General features: G+C 43.7%; 17 protein-coding genes and 2 pseudogenes. 3 read left to right on the forward strand and 16 right to left on the reverse strand.

The annotated features are described in order from the left end of the window. Positions 1 to 25: 25 nt before the first annotated feature. From MRBLPE1_RS18270 to MRBLPE1_RS18280, 3 genes are all read right to left on the reverse strand, one after another. Positions 26 to 1,633 (reverse strand): hypothetical protein, encoded by a 1,608-nt coding sequence (locus tag MRBLPE1_RS18270; RefSeq protein ID WP_364148023.1) that lies wholly within the window; start codon positions 1,631 to 1,633, stop codon positions 26 to 28. 154 nt (positions 1,634 to 1,787) lie between these two features. Next, a complete protein-coding gene (locus MRBLPE1_RS18275) occupies positions 1,788 to 2,981 on the reverse strand; it encodes a DegT/DnrJ/EryC1/StrS family aminotransferase (protein ID WP_364148025.1) in 1,194 nt (397 codons plus the stop codon). 13 nt (positions 2,982 to 2,994) lie between these two features. Then, complete coding sequence (locus MRBLPE1_RS18280; RefSeq protein ID WP_364148028.1) at positions 2,995 to 4,287, reverse strand: neutral/alkaline non-lysosomal ceramidase N-terminal domain-containing protein; 1,293 nt, start codon at positions 4,285 to 4,287, stop codon at positions 2,995 to 2,997. 121 nt (positions 4,288 to 4,408) lie between these two features. Between MRBLPE1_RS18280 and MRBLPE1_RS18285 the strand changes: the two genes are divergently transcribed. Next, complete coding sequence (locus MRBLPE1_RS18285; RefSeq protein ID WP_364149729.1) at positions 4,409 to 5,317, forward strand: AraC family transcriptional regulator; 909 nt, start codon at positions 4,409 to 4,411, stop codon at positions 5,315 to 5,317. On the opposite strand, the gene MRBLPE1_RS18290 is transcribed toward MRBLPE1_RS18285, so the two are convergent. After that, positions 5,314 to 6,270, reverse strand: coding sequence for a Gfo/Idh/MocA family protein (locus MRBLPE1_RS18290; RefSeq protein WP_364148030.1), 957 nt, complete (start codon positions 6,268 to 6,270; stop codon positions 5,314 to 5,316). The genes MRBLPE1_RS18285 and MRBLPE1_RS18290 overlap by 4 nt on opposite strands. Positions 6,271 to 6,570: 300 nt before the next feature. Between MRBLPE1_RS18290 and MRBLPE1_RS18295 the strand changes: the two are divergent. Then, a pseudogene (locus tag MRBLPE1_RS18295) lies at positions 6,571 to 6,675 on the forward strand (IS3 family transposase); the annotation flags it as partial. Positions 6,676 to 6,700: 25 nt separating this feature from the next. Here MRBLPE1_RS18295 and MRBLPE1_RS18300 read toward each other — a convergent pair. The 4 genes from MRBLPE1_RS18300 to MRBLPE1_RS18315 form a co-directional block, all read right to left on the reverse strand. Next, positions 6,701 to 7,015 (reverse strand): DMT family transporter, encoded by a 315-nt coding sequence (locus tag MRBLPE1_RS18300; RefSeq protein ID WP_364148033.1) that lies wholly within the window; start codon positions 7,013 to 7,015, stop codon positions 6,701 to 6,703. Beyond that, a complete protein-coding gene (locus MRBLPE1_RS18305; RefSeq protein WP_364148036.1) occupies positions 7,015 to 7,356 on the reverse strand; it encodes a DMT family transporter in 342 nt (113 codons plus the stop codon). Before MRBLPE1_RS18305 ends, MRBLPE1_RS18300 begins: the two co-directional genes overlap by 1 nt. Before the next feature lie 129 nt (positions 7,357 to 7,485). Continuing rightward, on the reverse strand, positions 7,486 to 8,766 hold the full coding sequence (locus MRBLPE1_RS18310) for an MFS transporter (protein WP_364148039.1): 1,281 nt from the start codon (positions 8,764 to 8,766) through the stop codon (positions 7,486 to 7,488). Between the two features lie 140 nt (positions 8,767 to 8,906). After that, a complete protein-coding gene (locus MRBLPE1_RS18315; protein WP_364148042.1) occupies positions 8,907 to 9,671 on the reverse strand; it encodes an MBL fold metallo-hydrolase in 765 nt (254 codons plus the stop codon). 77 nt (positions 9,672 to 9,748) lie between these two features. Here MRBLPE1_RS18315 and MRBLPE1_RS18320 point away from each other — a divergent pair, with 77 nt between their 5' ends. Continuing rightward, positions 9,749 to 10,210, forward strand: coding sequence for an Lrp/AsnC family transcriptional regulator (locus MRBLPE1_RS18320; RefSeq protein ID WP_364148045.1), 462 nt, complete (start codon positions 9,749 to 9,751; stop codon positions 10,208 to 10,210). Positions 10,211 to 10,700: 490 nt separating this feature from the next. Here the strand turns inward: MRBLPE1_RS18320 and MRBLPE1_RS18325 are convergent, their stop codons facing one another. The 8 genes and pseudogenes from MRBLPE1_RS18325 to MRBLPE1_RS18360 all read right to left on the reverse strand — a co-directional run bounded on the left by MRBLPE1_RS18325 (position 10,701) and on the right by MRBLPE1_RS18360 (position 17,232). Further along, the gene (locus MRBLPE1_RS18325; protein ID WP_364148048.1) at positions 10,701 to 10,910 is read right to left on the reverse strand and encodes a hypothetical protein; all 210 of its coding nucleotides are present in this window, start codon (positions 10,908 to 10,910) and stop codon (positions 10,701 to 10,703) included. A 183-nt stretch (positions 10,911 to 11,093) separates the two neighbouring features. Further along, entirely contained in the window at positions 11,094 to 11,465 is a 372-nt protein-coding gene (locus tag MRBLPE1_RS18330) for a VOC family protein (protein ID WP_364148050.1), read from the reverse strand. Positions 11,466 to 11,720: 255 nt separating this feature from the next. Beyond that, positions 11,721 to 12,647 carry a hypothetical protein gene (locus tag MRBLPE1_RS18335; protein WP_364149731.1) on the reverse strand — a complete coding sequence of 309 codons (927 nt, stop codon included), beginning with the start codon at positions 12,645 to 12,647 and terminating at the stop codon, positions 11,721 to 11,723. Positions 12,648 to 12,698: 51 nt separating this feature from the next. After that, positions 12,699 to 13,241, reverse strand: a complete 543-nt coding sequence (locus MRBLPE1_RS18340; RefSeq protein ID WP_364148053.1) for a GNAT family N-acetyltransferase — start codon at positions 13,239 to 13,241, stop codon at positions 12,699 to 12,701. Positions 13,242 to 13,640: 399 nt separating this feature from the next. Beyond that, on the reverse strand, positions 13,641 to 14,114 hold the full coding sequence (locus tag MRBLPE1_RS18345; protein WP_364148056.1) for an SRPBCC family protein: 474 nt from the start codon (positions 14,112 to 14,114) through the stop codon (positions 13,641 to 13,643). Between the two features lie 351 nt (positions 14,115 to 14,465). Then, a pseudogene (locus MRBLPE1_RS18350) lies at positions 14,466 to 14,998 on the reverse strand (MFS transporter); the annotation flags it as partial. 528 nt (positions 14,999 to 15,526) lie between these two features. Next, positions 15,527 to 16,282 (reverse strand): endonuclease/exonuclease/phosphatase family protein, encoded by a 756-nt coding sequence (locus MRBLPE1_RS18355; RefSeq protein WP_364148059.1) that lies wholly within the window; start codon positions 16,280 to 16,282, stop codon positions 15,527 to 15,529. Between the two features lie 215 nt (positions 16,283 to 16,497). Further along, positions 16,498 to 17,232 (reverse strand): hypothetical protein, encoded by a 735-nt coding sequence (locus MRBLPE1_RS18360; protein WP_364148061.1) that lies wholly within the window; start codon positions 17,230 to 17,232, stop codon positions 16,498 to 16,500. Between the last annotated feature and the right edge of the window lie 94 nt (positions 17,233 to 17,326).

The following is a 17,326-nucleotide window of genomic DNA, read 5'->3' on the forward strand; positions in this document are numbered from 1 at the left end:
CATGCAGCGCAATCCACAATTAACGTTATTTATTGAACGCATTATACCACTGGGTCGCTTCTTCGATTGCCTTATCTCCGCCGCGTTTATTCCAGTCCGCAACAAATTTATCGAAGGCATCAATCGGTTGATTTCCCGTCATGATCTTGGAGAACATCTCGACGAACATCGTTCCCCATGTCGATATTTCCGGGTTGTTCTGGAAGGTGACAAGCGGCGGCATATACAGACTATCGTGCGGCATTGCAATATCCGCCGAGAGCTTATAGCCTGCAATTATCTTTTCCGATTCCGGCAACGTTTTTAATACCAGATCGTTGTTGAACCCGATTTCACGGGGATTGATGGACAATTGGAACATTTGGAACGCATTTTTATCCGCGTTCACGGGAGCCGAAACATCATATTTGAGTTCTCCGCCTTCGTCGGTATAGTTGGAGCCCTCAATCCCATAGGCGAAAAATTTGTCTGCTTCCGGGGCACTCCATGCCCAATCGAGATACTTGATGATTTCTTCGGGATTCTTTACCGTTTCTGGAATCACCCACACGAAATAAATGCCGTCGGACACGGGTCCCAAACCTCTTTCGCCTCTAGGTCCCGCCGGTGGAGCAACCATCGAGATCTTGACCTTGTCAGGCTCGTTGACGAATTTTTTCGGCGCATTGGTTGCACTGAAGTCTGGTGTGTATTGATAGACAGCGGCAGCAAAGCTTCCCGACTTGCCGTTATAGATATCGGCGCGGAAATCTGCCTCCTTCTTCGTGAACAAATCACGATTGACATACCCTTTCTCATATAGCATCCTATAAAATGCGATTGCTTCCTTCATCTTCGGGCTGATCATATCAGGAATAAGCTTGCCATCCTGCATGTGCCAAGTTCCGGGATCAACGCCGAACGATCCGAAGAACATCGAGCTCCAACCTACTCCTTCAAACATCGTATAGCCGTATTCGTCGTTCGGATCACCATTACCGTTCACATCCTGAACCTTAACCTGCTCGAAATAGTTAAGCCACTCGTCAATCGTTTCCGGTTGCTTCAGGCTCAGCTTGTCGAGCCAATCCTGGCGGATAAAACCGATTCTGTCGTTTGCCGTTCCGACAAGAACTGGAATGCCGTAAATTTTCCCGTCCTTCTGCACTCGCGGACTATTCCATGCGGTTTCGGGAATGCGATTTTTGAGGTTTGGACCATACTGATCGATCAAGGGGCCTAATTCTTTGAAGATACCCTGTTCAACCGCATCCTTGTGAATGGTAGAATCGATGCTGGGCGTCCGTACCAAGTCCGCCAATTCCTCGGAAACAAAACGCAGTGAGAGCTGTTGATCGTAATCGGAATGTCCCAGAAAATCAAAACTGAGATCATAACCCGATAACTTGTTTAACTCTTTGATATAGGGATCGTCTGCTTTTACAGTTTTGGCATACTCCGCTTCTGCATGGGAAAGAAGTACCTTAATGGATTTATTGCCTGAATCCGGGCTTTTGGCACCGCTTTCATTATTGTTTTCAGTGCTTGATTTCCCTTCACTATTCGGACTGTTCCCGTTTCCTTTGTTCTCCTTGCTAGAACACGCAGAAAGAATGAGTGCGAGTGCAATGACGATAACCCAAATTTTCTTCATTTCGTGATACCCCTCTCGTCTAGTGTTATTCATGATTTATATTTGCAAGGCGGTCATCTACCTGAGGTCGCGATCCTGCAAGGCATTTGGCCAATCCCATGAAATTAGACTGTTTACTGCGAAGCCGCCACTCATTTCTAAATCTACAGCTCTATCAATAGGAATGAATTACTTTGTTGATACCGCTCGCTATATCTTCCATGTCCCTCTCGGATCCAAGAAGAACGTTCTGGTGTAACCAGAGCAATTCATGTTCGGACGCTCTTTCTGCCACCGGACAGCTGTTAGTCCTAACTTCTCCAACCAGCTTGTGGATTCGATCGATAACGGCGGAATTCTTGTTAAGAGGGACATAACCTGCCGTAACCGGTATCCCCTCCGCATTCAACTTGCGGATAAAATCTTCTTTAACAATTTTGTCTGTAACGTCTCTATCCAGCTTGAACATATACAGGTGGTTCGCATGCTTCGTAATTCTGCTATCATACTTTACGGGATGGATTCCTTCAATTTGGTGCAAGAGTCCATCCAGATGATTTGCGCTGCGCTGGCGAATTTCCATCTGTTCTTCCACTCGGCTCAACTGGGCTAGTGCTAGCGCAGCCTGCACCTCACTGAACCTGAAGTTCCAGCCAATACGCTCGTGCTGATACCATTTACCGTTGCGAACACGGCCGCAGTTATGAATCGACCAGACATGATCGGCCAATTCCTCATCGTTGCTCACAATGACTCCGCCCTCACCGCTATTGATATTTTTACTGGATTGGAGACTGAAGGTACCCAGATCACCTAGAGCTCCTACCCCTTGGTCTTCCCATTTGGCGGCTACCGCCTGCGCGGCATCTTCTATTAACGTTAGTTTATGAGTCTTCGCAATTTGCCGCAATCGGGTCATGTTGGCCGGAGCGCCGGCAATATGAACTGCGATAATCGCCTTGGTAGCTGGAGTGATCGCTGCTTCAACTTTATCCGGATCGATCAGCATCGACTCATCTACATCCGCAAATACCGGAATAGCTCCTATCAACAATGCTGCCGTAGCGGTAGCAATGAACGTATAGGGGGGCATGATGACCTCATCGCCGGCATCTACGCCTGCAGCCAGTAAAGCAATGCTTATGGCAACTGTGCCATTGTTGACTGTTACGGCGTATTTCGCATCCTGCAGACAGGCAAACTTTTCCTCGAATAATTTGATTTTATCCGGATCCACACCTCCCCAGTTCCCTGATCTGACAGCCTCCAACATAAGCTTCTCTTCCAGTTCTCCGAAAATCGGCCACTTGGGAAACGGGTGCGTTCGTATCGGACTTCCACCGTCTACTGCTAATCTTAACTTCTGCATACTCTTACTCCTCCTAGGTTTGTTCGTCGATAATAGCCATAAGTTGTCTCTTTACTTCCGCCTCAACAGCTTGATCGAAGGGACAAGGAAGGCCGAAATAGGTGACGGATTCAATCGGCTCATATCCGCCTTCCTGCAGCTGATTAGCGGTTGTAATATATCCGATCATTCCATTGCTATAAGCCAGAGGGACTAGGCCCGGGGAACAGCTTTTCAAGAACAAGCCGTAATCCACGACCATTTCGCCATTCATAGCTATAAATGTTAACCCTTTGGCTATAGCTAGCTTCGTTATTTCAAATCGGGCTTGCCTCCTGAGCTTGTCGGGTTGCTCCAAGAAGCTTTGAGCCCACTTGCGGACGTCGGCTGAAGCCGATTCATCCACGACTCGCTGCAGCTTATCCTTTGTAGGTATTTCTCCAAAGGGAAGTACTGCAATCGAACGCCTGCTAGTCAACACATTGGGTTCAAGCCATTCAAGCTCTCCAGATAGGATCGCATCTACATCGTCGGCAAACCTTTGTCCTACGATGGAAATGACATCCTGATTGCTTTTTTCGGCAACTTCCGGCCTAATGGGATCAATATCGCCGCAGCAGCCTTGAAGATAAGCGCATACTGCCTCGGAGTCGTAACGTTTCTCCAGCCGTTCCATCGCGTAACCGCAAAATTCAGAGGAAACCGAATTGCGGCCCGTCAGCGTTGGATGACAGGCATAGTGTGTTAGCACCCCTTTCTTCTTCCCTGTGAAAGTAGTAAAAACGTATACCCTTAGCTCGGGATCGGTCACTCCTTCGGGGTTCGGAGACAACACCATTTGGTCCCCATCCTTCTTCCTGCGATTCACGCCGATTCCGGATGTGCCTTTTCCCATCTGAATGCTCACAGGCTCAGTATCGCCTACTGCCTGTTCCACACTCTGGATTACCGCTTGTTCCAAAAAAGCGAGGTAATTCGGATCAGGCTCTCCTAGCCCAATTGTTCGCATTGAAATGGCCGGACCGGAGTGCGTATGGGTGGCATGCAGAATAATGGCACCCATCGCGATTCCCCACTGCCGCTCAATTCGCATGCGCAGTTGATCAGCCAACTCTTCCGACCAGAACAGAATATCGGCAGACATGAGCAGCGACTGTAACTTTGAACCGTCCGTAGAGTGCTGTTGGAAATAAAACGTTCGCAAGTACAAGCGGCTATCGATGCTCTCGAAGTTTCGATTGTTTCGGCTGGCAAAACCAGCGAGCGGCAAAGCGAATGGCGGAGTGATATCGACTTTGGCTGTACCGACACTTAATTGAAGCTCCACAGAAACACTCCTTCCGATTTCTATGTTATAATATATTTAATTAAGAATTCGGTCATTTTTTTCATTTACCTGGTCAATAAAAAGAAAACATTGAAGAAATCGGGGGTAAATCGACATGGTTATGTTTCCGGAATATGAAGATGTTCTGTCTTTATCTGGAGCCGTGAGCCGAAAGTTTTCTTGTGTAGTTACAACGCATACGCTGCATAAGCATTATGCTTTGCATCACCATGATGTGCTCGAACTATCCCTCGTCGTTAGCGGAACCGGGACCGAATTCATTAATGGGAGTCCGCATAAACTTCAACCAGGAACAGTCACTTTTTTACGCCCCCATGATATGCACGAAATATTTTGCGATGATACGGGTGTAGAAGTGATTTGTTGCATGTTCGATATAAGCCTGCTGTTCGGATCAACAATGGAGGCGGATTTCGGCACGATCATTCTAGGCACGAATGACGGATCCACATCCTATGTAGATCTCGATCCTCACCCTTACGCCGAGATGAGAGCCTGCCTTGAAAAAATGCGGTTAGAATACCGAGAGGACAAGCTAGCTAAAAATTCGTATATTCGCAGCAAGCTAATCGAAGCCCTAATTATCTATTTCCGTGCTCATCAGAGAAGAAATAACCTCACACCGCCGAGTTCCAATTATCGCAATAAAAAGTTGATATGGAATGTCATTCAATACGTGAATATCCACTATATTAACGATTTATCCCTTGAAATCCTCTCCAGCCAATTCGATACCAGCGTTTCCGCCATTAGTCTAGCGTTCAAGGAAGTAATGGGAACAACTTTCCTTCAATATTTGCACAGCCTTCGGATCAGGAGAGCTACCGGTCTGCTTCTGAACACAAGCATGTCTATTCTTGATGTCTCCTTGGAAACTGGCTTTCAATCCTTTCGCACCTTCTCCAGGGTTTTCATGAAAAGCGAAGGAATATCGCCCCGCGAATACCGTCTAAAGTACTCAAGGGAGCCAGCAACCTTCTCCCCTCAGTCCGACGCTTCAAAGGATTAGGATTCAATGCACCCTACTATCCGATTCGCAATTCTGACGGCGGAACAAGCTTCTTCCGCCGTTATAGGAAGCGGACCATTCATTTTGATTGCCTGAATAAAGCTTAACAACTGGAAATAATAGGGATCTTTGCACTCTGACACCTCAGGTATAATAACACCTCGATCCGATGAATTCTCATGAACCACCTTAATATCGCTCTCAATATCCTCTTTGACGCCGCCTAAACTAAGAACCCCCTGTTCTCCCGTAATTTCAAACCCGGCATGAAAGTCAGACGCACCCCAAACAGCCTCTAAGCTAACCTTAGTTCCGTCAGCGTAATAGAGCCATGCCAACGCCTGCTCCACTCCCTCATGAGCCTTAATTTCAGCTCTGATATGTGTAATTTGATCTCCAAGAAGCCAAAGCACGTAATCGATATCATGAATCATAAGGTCAAACACAACGCCGCCGCTTTTTCGCTTATCCAGAAACCAGCTGTTCTCCGCCGGCATTAGACTTGCTCTTGTTGTACGAACGGACTTGAGCGCCCCAACTTCCCCTAAGCGCAGCCGCAGGCGGGCATCCTTATATTCCGGAAAAAATCTAACGACATGGGCGACACACAATTTAACACCTTTTGCTCGGCTTGTCTCTATTAATTTACAGCAATCCTCCTCGGTCAATGTGAGCGGTTTCTCGCAAATAACATGTTTTCCAGCCTCAAGAGCCATCTGCACATATTCCATATGCAAGTAAGTCGGCAAAGTCACGCAGATGATATCGATATCCGGACATGTGATCATTTCGCTGTAAGATTCATAGATTCTTGCCTGCGGCAATTCTGCTAATAAGGCTGCTTTCGCCCGCTCAGGATGGCAGACTGCCGTTACCCGAACTCCCTTCATCCTCATCAAACGAGCGACGTATACTCTTCCCATCGCGCCGCACCCAATTAATCCGATGTTCATACCTACCATCCTCCTCTTATTTCTACTTCATTTTAACTAAATCCACAAAAAAGAATGGTCAAAATTATTACGCAAACAGACAATTTTGATATTTCAATGAGGCCTTATAAAAAGATATAAAAAGGGAGCCCATTTGGCTCCCATGTTTATGTTTTATGTACGAACGACAGCCTATCTCTTGCGGATAATCACCGAACTGGTCTCCGAACCATCCCTCTAGCGTTGGCTGCTCCATCCCGCAAATGATCTCGGGTCGCCGGACGGCCAATCATCTCTTTCGGACCGACCAAGCCGCATCGCTACTATAATAACAAACGGATTAAGACAAAATTAAAAGGCATGAGCCCTGTACAATACCGGACTCATGCCCTACAGGTAGCTAAACGAATAAGTTGTCTACTTTAGGGGTCAATGCAATTCGCAATATGCTCTAAGAAATTAACTTTAATCCAACTGTTGCGCCAAATATCATAAAAATGAATAGAATCCTTCGCCAATCCTTTGATTCGCCAAAGAAAAGCATTCCGAGTAGCGCTCCACCAGAAGTTCCTATTCCCGTCCATATTGCATAAGCAGTACCCATGGGAAGGCTTCTCAATGTGAGGCTGAGAAGAATGAAGCTTACACCGTATCCGATGATTAAGATAAAATATGCTTTTAAGTTATTATCACATTTTACTCGATTCATACCAAGTACTCCAACAACCTCAAACAAACCGGCAGCAATTAAAGTTAACCAAGCCACTATTGTTCGGCCTCCTTAGAAGCAGGAGAACTTGTGAATAGTTTTAGTCCCATCACACCTGCCAAGAGCAATACAATTAACAGTAATTTAAATGCCAGAACCGGTTCATTAAATATCATCATCTCTACCAGCACAGTTCCTGCTGTACCTAGTCCCGTGTACACAGCATAAACCGTTCCGACAGGTAATTTTACTGCTGCTATGAGGACAAGTGTAAAAGAAATAATCAATGATGCAATAGAAATCATCCATAACAATGGCCCATCAGCGTGCTTGAAACCTGAGACCCAAACCACCTCAAACACAACGCCAACAAAAGTTAATATCCAACTTCGGTTCACTTTTTAACATTCCCCCAAAATTTTTAACCCTCGCAAAGGAAAAGCCTCACGCATCGAGCATGATGTCAGCATGTATGCCGGTGCCAGATCATATAGTATTGTCTTTGTTAGAAGAGCGTCCGTATAGATTTACTTGATATCAGAGGCTAATTTACGCTTTCGGTTTCGTGACCATAAGACAACTGGTATTAGCCCCAATGCTAATGCACCACCGGCAAAAGAAAGGATTGAATAATTGGTGTGCGCTACAATTACTCCTGATAAAATCCCTCCCGTTGCACCTGCTAAGGCTACCAGCACATCAATCGCTCCTTGTTTTTTAGCACGGTCCGCTGAATCTGTCGCATCAACAATAAGCGCTGTCCCACTAATTAAGCCAATGTTCCAGCCAAGACCTAGCAATGCAAGAGCAAGAATGAGCAGCAACTGGGAATTAGCAGGCGCTAGAGCAGCAATAAGACCTGCTAATAATAAAACAAAGCCCGATGCTATCGACATGGCGGTTCGGCCAATCTTATCCACCAAGATACCGGTAAAAAGGGACGGGAGATACATCAAACCGACATGAATGCCAATCACTACCCCGATGTCTCCCAAACTAAATCCATGATGCTTCATGTGTATTGGTGTCATTGTCATTATGGCTACCATAACGACTTGGATTAGAACCATCACTGTTGCCCCAACAACAAGACCTTTATTGTTCTTGGGAGATGAATCTTTTTTCTCGAAGGTCTTCGGATGAGATTCAACTGATATTGTTTTAGCTGTAATTAACGGGTCGGGACGAAGAAAAAGAAGTAATACTATTCCTGCTAAGATAAAGGATACAGCAGCTAAGATAAATAGGCCTGTAAGGGCGGGAAGTCCAAATGAAGTTGCAAAGCGGCCGGTCATGCCCACCATGTTGGGGCCAGCAACTGCCCCTAATGTAGTTGAGACCATCGCAATACTTATCGCCTTGGCTCGCTGATTTGGCTCTGCCAAGTCTGTTCCGGCATACCGTGCTTGTAAGTTTGCTGCCGTTCCTGCTCCGTAAATAAAAAGGGATAGAAACAAAAGAGGTACACTAGAATTCACTGCCGAAAGAATTACGCCAATTGCCCCAATACCACCGGCTATAAATCCCCATCCAAGACCTGACCGTCGCCCGAAATGCTGAGAAAAACGACCAATTAAAAAAGAAGCCACAGCAGAACCAAACGTTAATAGTGCGGAGGGAACACCGGCAGAACTTTCTGTACCTAACATATCCTGAGCAAGCAGCGCACCTACCGTTACTCCGGCAGCAAGCCCTGCACCGCCAAACATTTGAGATATCACAACAACGATCAGAGATCGCCTATATAAGCTACGCTGAATACTGTGGGGACCAACGTTTCTTTGAGTTTTCTGAGTTCGATATGTCAACGTACAATACCCCCTTCTTAATTGAATAGACACGACTCTACGCCGATTTTGCTTAGAATTTGAAAAGACCCTTAACGGGTCTAATTTTCAATGCACACAGTGCTCCTCAGCTACACATAGTTCTTCCGTTGTAGTGCATATTAAAAATTGTACGATTCACCGTCTCCTGGAACTAACAAACTGGAGGAAAAGCCTTTCTCTTCTCCGAAACGTTTTAGTTCTTCTCTGGATAATGTCCAGTGGTTAACAGCTTCCATATGAACAGCGATTATTTTGGCGTCTGGTGCTTTTTTGTGCACCTCGAAGACATCTTCCTTGCCCATGACAAGTGAGCCGGAATCCTGCCATAGGTTATCACCGGCGTTTACAATGATAACATCAGGTGTGTGAGTATCTAATTCAATTTTGACGCCTTCATAGTATACGGTATCACCAGCTACGTATAACGTCTTTTCCGTCTCATGTTTGAAGACAACACCACTCACTTGACCCATATTTTTTAGTAATTCTTCTCCTCTACCGTGCTCACCTTGTGTTTTTATTAACTGAATACCATCAAAGAGCGTATTTTCTTCAAGGATTTCTACTTGTTGAAAGCCATCGCTTTTAACTTGTTTAGCATCACCTTCATTTTGGACAAAAACTTTAATATCTTTGGGAAGCAATTCTTTTGCTACATCGTCGTAGTGATCTAAATGCATATGAGTCAGAATAACCGCATCGACATCATTGATGATATGGTCAATAGACGTTGGTAAATCGTTTAAAGGGTTTCGCATTTCCTCATTGATCCCCGCAGGAAATGGAGGATACGCACCTTTGTCTGCGAGCATGGGATCGACTAGAAATTTTTTACCTGCATATTGTACAATGATTGTCGCATTTCGAATATGTGAAATGTTCATATTTAATATCTTCTCCTTAAGTTCCATTTTTGTTTTCTGACAAAGATAAGTTTATACTGTAAACAATATTTGAGTACATGGTTTTAATAAAGTGTTTTGACCGATTAACTTTATTTTTGAAAGGAGCTTCCTTTGAGTTGGACCAAACAGATAAACGAATTATAGAAGAACTAAGTCAAAATAGCCGAATTAAAATGAAAGAATTAGGGGAAAGAGTTCACTTAACAGGACCGGCTGCAGCAGCCCGAGTGGATAAACTTGAGGAAAATGGCGTTATAGAGGGATATAGCATTAAAGTTAATCACGCGAAATTAGGATGTTATACGTATGCCTTTCTTAATATCTACATAGAAGGTACGCACCATCAAGCATATCTCTCATTTATACAAGCAAAAGAGGAACACATCCTCAATAATTATAAGATTAGCGGGGAGGGTTGTTATCTGCTTGAGTGCAGGTTCCAAAATAATGAAGTGTTGAACCAATTTTTAATAGAGTTAAACAAGTATGCAAATTACAAATTATCTATTGTGATTTGAATTTGCTTTTCTACGATGGGCGCGACGTACACGACATGGCTAGACCTATTCACGATGATTCCAAGGAAGTTATGAAAGTCGGAACCCCAGTTATCGAATTCTCCTTCCTCCTTAGAGTAAAGGGCTGGTTATCCAGCCCCTCCTCCGTGGCATCTGGCATTAAGCAAATGGAGAACATTCGTTCAATAAAATAGCGACAGTCTAGGACTTTATTTTCTCGTCCTTGGCTATGGCTGTTAAAATTTCTAGGCTCAGTCTAAAAAGTACAATTCACAGTAGCAGTTATAAATTTGCTCATATATACTGTCAAAAAAGTGAATACCTTCTCCACCAAGTACAGCACTATCAAATTCGTAGCTCATAATACTTTTTAACTTGTTAAGTTCAATTCCGTTGCCTGAGGATAACGGACGCTTTTGATACCATCATCAGACTCATTCATTTGGGGAGTATTTAACCCGATGATTAATAAACAATTCTGCCCGTTTGTTCAATACCAACCTGATTTTACTTTTCCATCTTTATAAAGCCTTGTTACTCCTGGATCGTAATTAACGGGTGTATTTGAAAAGCTATACCAAATTCGGCCTTTACTGGCACTTAGAATGGAAACGAACAAAATTATTGATGTGATCGAAAAGATTACTTTAAATTTCAATATTTCACCAACCAAAAATGCCCCATAAGCAAAATCATCCACTTTTCTCACCGCCTCAGCAAAAAAACAATAACCTTATTTTACCATGTTAATCTGCCCGATAGAATAATAAAAAGAGCAGGTTGCCTTAGCCTGCTCCAAAGTGTGATATTCAAAATCGTTATCCGTTAGCTTAACGCTTTCTAGGTTGAAAGCCCTGATGTATATACAAATTCATTCTCTACTTCATCTGTGTTGATCTATAAGAATGGAATTACCATCGGGATCTTCAATAGTAAAACTTGCAGGGCCTTCGCTTGATTCATCTGCTTCAGTTAATATTTTAATTCCTTTTGCTTTTAGCTGTTTTTGAATATCTCGAATGTCCGTAAACGAATTAAGATTTTCGGCATTTTCATTCCATCCTGGATTAAAGGTCAGAATATTCTTTTCAAACATTCCTTGGAATAAACCAATTATACAACTTTCATTCTTCATAATGAGCCAATTTTGGGTAATATCGCCACCGAACTCTAGAAATCCTAGATTTTCGTAAAATAATTTTGATATGTAAATGTCTTTTACACTTAAACTTACAGAGAATGCGCCAAGTTTCATATTTCCTCCAATAAAAAAATATTTTTAGTAGGTTTATTGCATAAAGTATAAAACATTCCTTTGATCAACAATTGCTTCACCCAGTATTGTAACCACAGAAGCAATTATTATTATACAAACAATGCCCCTCAAAAGTATTGCACTATCGTTACCCGCTAGTTAAACAAATCTTTTACCTATGAAAAAATTCCATCCGTGTTGCCATCCGTGACCAATACTCATACGCGTTTTCCCACGTGATTCGAGGTGTGGCGATTAAACAATGATATACCGAAAGTTTTCAACATATGATTCTTTCTTTTGCTCTATTCGCCGTAAATGGTCATAAAAACTATGGGAAAATTTAAATATGTGTCCGTAATCCCAATCATTCTCTATATAATCCTTTTCCCAAAACTTAATCTCGATCGGCAGCACGTTCGCCCGTTCCGCAGGTTGCAAAGGCAGTTCATCCACAGGTGAAATCAATTTGATTGAATTTCCTGGTTTAACGTTATGACTGGTGCGCAGAACTTTAATCAGCTTCATTAAAGGCGGTAATCCTCTTTCAAAAAAGGAGACATGGCCTAGGTCATACAAGATGTTTAACGCATGTGAAAAAGTCAGCATATGACCAATCAAATCATGATGGGATTCTGCGCGGTAAATGACGGGAAACTCAGCCAGTTGTTCCAGCACAAATATTGAAAGCTCACTGGGATTCGATATTGCCGGAAAACCGTCCGCGTCCGTAATCTTCATCCTTTTCACCTCGGATGCAGAGAACCCGATCCATGAACGTCCCGGAATCGTTCTCTCAAAAGCAAGTATGAGATCGGTTATTCCTGATATATCCTCAGTGCTTCCCCAGCCTTTGAGTTCATGGATAGCCAACAAACTTGCTGCGCTGTAAATTACATTATGGCCAACCCAGTGCAGCTGATCAATCGTTTTATCAAGTGCCTCAAGTATAGCATTTACAGCTGTTTGCTCGTTACAACCGTAACGGTTTTGTACGCCGTTCGCCCCAAGAACCTTTTTAACCATCGTTCCGGCCTGCGAATTTATCATTTGAGCCAGTTCTTGACTCGAATTATTAGATGTAACGAAAAAATAGCTGCCGATAGCGGCAGCACCAAAATGAGCCTGCCAAATGTCACCTGTTTCTTTTTTGCATGATGAGATGATCGTTAACCCGTCCATCAAAATGGATTGATTCAATTAATATCCATCTCCCCTATTTTAGCCGCTAGTTTAATTTTTATTGAAATCAGATTTGACTAGCCCAAAATGAACTAAGTCTTCATAAATGCCAGACTTTAAGATTTGCTTAGGGAAATTGTCTTCTGACTTCATCCCTATTTTACGCATAATCTTGTATGATGCTGGATTTTTGGTCATTGCAGCAGCATATATGCGATTTAAGTTTAACTTTTCAAAACCAAACTTAACTATTAGTTGGGCAGCTTCTGTGGCATACCCTTGCCCCCAAAAAGGACGACCAACCCAGTATGCTAATTCAGCCTGGTTTTCTTTTTTAGAAACACGCAAACTTACGCATCCAATAAGCATCCCATTTTCCTTTTGCAACATTGCAAAAGAATAGATTTCCCCTTTTTGAAAAGCGTTTCGAATACGTTCGATCCAAGCTTCAGCGGTACCATCAGGATATGGGTGAGGAATTGAGAGAGTTGTACGTGCAACCTCTTCATTTCCAGCTAAGATTTGAACTAATTTTGCATCCGAGGTTTCAAATAATCTAAGAATTAAGCGATTTGTTTCAAATCTTGGCTCCATACATACCTCCCATATTTATAAGTTATCCATACTCGGAGTATTCGTTGAGTGGTTTAGCGAGGCTGCCGATTGATTCCGGCAGCCTTGCTCATGGGATTATTAAGATATAGTTACCCCTTAGTGGAATAGCCTAAAGCTGGAATCGCTCTTTTATCAATTGTGCTGTCTCTTCCCGTGTTCGATATTAGTATGAACTTCATTAATGAGCGACCTCTCTTACCTAGTTAAATTAAAGTTATTACCAGATTACACCATGCGTATTGTGTGAACAATAGCAGGATTATTTCATGTTATGTTAAAGGATTCTGCTCGTTAGCTGAACAAGTTGCCGAAATATCGGCAGCAAATTGTCATTACTAATAAAACCGAGGGCATCAACATGAGGCTGGCTGCTTATTTTTAAGACATACTTGCCAGCTGCTCCTCAAGTCGATCCATGGTCTGTTCGGCACCTGGGACGGCATATGTTTTCACCTTCTCAAATACAGCGGATTTTTCTTCGAAAACTGTGCTATAAGTGAGCTTGGTCTTACTATCGAAATCCTCAAAAATAGCTGTCGCAAGAAAATGGGGAAACACAGCATGTTTGATGACGATTCGCTCGGGTTTAACGACCTCGACAATGACGTTGGTGTTGGGATAATCAACGCCATCCGGACCGTGCATAATAAACTGCCATATACCGTCCGGTTTCATTTCAAACTTCTGAAAAGTCGTCGTAAAACCGCGAGGTCCCCACCACTTCGACAGGTGCTTCTCTTTCGTCCAAGCTTCAAACACAAGATCGCGTGGAGCATCAAGTACGCGGGTAATTATAATCTCGCGATCACCTACTTGCGTTGCGATTTTATTTGTTGGGTTGTTTTGGTTCATGTCCATCCCTCCAAAATGAATTTGACTTTGACTTGTTGAAACCTAAATCACTATGCAGCTTCCCTTGCGTTCCTTTCCATATTTAAATTAGGGGAAAGTTTTACAGTCATCAATGATGAAGCCCTTATTTCAATCATAGCAAATAAATTATGTATTGATTTCTCTCAGATTGCTATCGTGAATAACCCAATAATAAACGCCGCTTAATCGATATGAATCGTAACTCGATGCATAACTGTTGGATATAAAAATACGTTTAACAATGTGCTCTTTCCTACGTTCGCACCGACCAGACTAATGAGATCATAATGTAGCAATGCATACCTCACATAGTATTAGCTCCATTTCATTTTATTTATCTAAATTTCGGATAGAGGGAAGCAACACGCATAGAATAGCAATTCCTATGATGCACACGCCTGATAACATAAACCACATATTAATTCCAATTTGATCGGCAAAAATACCGGATATTATTAAACCGATCGGCATAGCGAAGGACGTAATGCTGCCCAAAAGGCCAAATACCCGCCCCAAATACTCAGGTTGAATTTTTTCTTGAATGAGAGCCATCTGTACACCGCTATAAAATAGGCTCGAAAAGCCCATTAAAGCACTGCACAGAACAAAGATAAGGAAGCCATTTATCGGCAGCAAGCCAGAAATGAATAAAGCAATCCCCATCAAAGAAATGGAAAAAATAATGCTCATTGCACGTTTTTTGAATCCGCCCCACACATTTCGCCTTGTGTCATTTGCTTCGGAATAGCAACCATCGACACAGCGATACAAGCAATCAACGCACCCAACACATCAATGGCAATAATTGCGTCTAGTTCCCATTTTGCATATAGAAAAGCTCCAATTGCAGGGCTTAGAATATAGTGTCGGTTAGATACAAAATAATCGCCATTTGCAGGACAGAGCTAGTAATCAGTGAAACCGCCTGGCCTGCCCATATTGTAAAGAAACTTCGCTTCCAATTTTTTTGTATCATGTTCATTCTCCCCGTATTTTTTATTGTCTGATAGTTTTAGGCAATAAAAAATACAGATCCAAGTCCCTAATGCGGGCTTAGATCTGCATTTATCACGTGAGAGAACACGGCGATACTAGGCATAGCAAAAAAACGCTATCCAAATCGCAATCTATGTCTACATACGTAAAAATAAGCAGTTCAAAAAAAGCCCATACATGTGGAAAAAATCCGCTTTTTTATTGCCAGCTTATCTTAAACGCATGGAGTGTGTCATAGATAACTAGCCTCCTCATAAATTATACAGTCAATAATAACCTTGACTGCTCTAACTGACAATTTAGCATTATTACCAGCGTCATTCAAACGAGCGAAATTAACAAAAGAATGGATGTTTGGCTGCTAGCCGCACATCCATTTTATTTTTGCATAGATGCTATATCTGCAGAGTCGCGGTAATCGGATAATGATCCGATGGGTATTTCCCGCCGTACTTGCCCTTGTCGACATTCGCTGACATGATCCGAATATTCGGCGTAACGAATATATAATCGATCGGTTCACCTTCTTCGGCGCCCGTGAAACCATGATAAGTACAGCCTGGATTTACATCAAGGCCGGTGTATGTATGGCGCAGCCCTGCTTGATTCAGAGTCTGGATCGTTTTGGTTTCCGGTTCGCAATTGAAATCGCCTGTTAAAATCGCGGACGCTCCGCTTGTAATATTCATCTTGTCCAAGATAAGATTAGCTCCTTTTACCCTTGCCTCCTCGCTTATGTGATCCAGATGCGTATTAAGAATCAAATATTCCTGACTGTCCATTTGACGCAGCCTTACCCATGTGCAAATGCGCGGACAATCGGTGTTCCAGCTTTTAAACCCAAGCTGCTCCGGCCGTTCGGACAATCCGAAGGTGCCGCTTTCGACTGGCTTCAGCCTTTCTTTCTGGAAGAAAATCGCGCAAAACTCTCCCTCTTCGCCGCCTAGCCTGCCCTCCCCTATCCATTCATATTCGGGAAGCAGCGCATTCAAGCTCTGCAGCATGGGCAAGCTTCCTTCTTGCGTACATACAACGTCTGCTCCAGAAGCTTTAATCGCTTCTGCGGCTGCTTCAATACGGTTTGGCCAGGCATTTTCACCGTCCTCCGCGACATGGATACGAAGATTAAATGACATAATCGATAATTCCACAATGATCCCTCCTAGCATGAATATAAGATAAGCATATGGCGAGTTGTCGGGATAATCAACCCTTGACAGAGAGATGAGGATATTCCCCTATTTGAGTAGGGTAGTGTAGTTTGGATTGTATTTTAAGAATTCGACACTTTAATGTAATAATTCGAGGACACAATGAGATAGCGGCCAGAAGGCCGCTTGTCCACGCCATGCCGTCTCAAGCGACTTTACTTTGCTGCGGAGGTGCTTGCCCCGCCAGGGACATTTTCCGAGGCTTGCTCACTCCGTTCCGACCATAGCGCATAGCCCAGCCAAGCCAAAGCTACCCCCACCGGAATCGCAACTTTCGGCTGGTGCTCGAGTGGAAGCAGCGCAGCCACTATAGGGCCCAAAACAGACCCGACGACAAGCAGAACGGCGGGCCAGCGCGGTAAGATGCCGGCACGGAATGTCGCGATGCCAAACAGCAGGCCGCCGAGGATATACAGTGCCCCTGTTAGCGTCCAAAGATTTGCGAGGACTCCGAAGTTCATCTCGCCGGCGGAACTGGTGAAGACCCCTATGAAGCCCTCCGCAAGCGTCGGCGCCTCTGTCCCCAACAGCGGCAAGATAGATACTTCGGCGAAGGTAAAGTGCCCAGTGAGTACCCAACTGAGGCTATACAGGAGAAAGCTAGCCAGACCCAGCCACCCAGCCTTTTCCGCTTGCCTGGCGTAGAGCCCCGTTATGCCTAGCAGGAATAAGATGCACATGGCAGTAGCCAAGGCGTGAACGATTGCCCATTGGCTGGTGGTGACTGATGAAAGAATGTTAGATTGATGGAACATCCCGACAACCACGTAAAATATCCCTGCCACTATAGCTGATAGACCAGCCCAACGGATGAGGCTCGAGGTTGTTATCTTCCTTTTGCTTTCTTTGTTGTTTCCTTTTATAACTGCGGTGTTACGATTAGAATTCATAAGTTTCTCTCCTTTTTCGAACGATTCCTCAAACCGATTGACCCAACGGACATCAAGGTGTTCCTTGTGCGAATTTCGTAAAGCTCATGATGGT

The sequence above is a fragment of the Paenibacillus sp. LPE1-1-1.1 genome (assembly GCF_040676435.1).
GTDB lineage: Bacteria > Bacillota > Bacilli > Paenibacillales > Paenibacillaceae > Pristimantibacillus.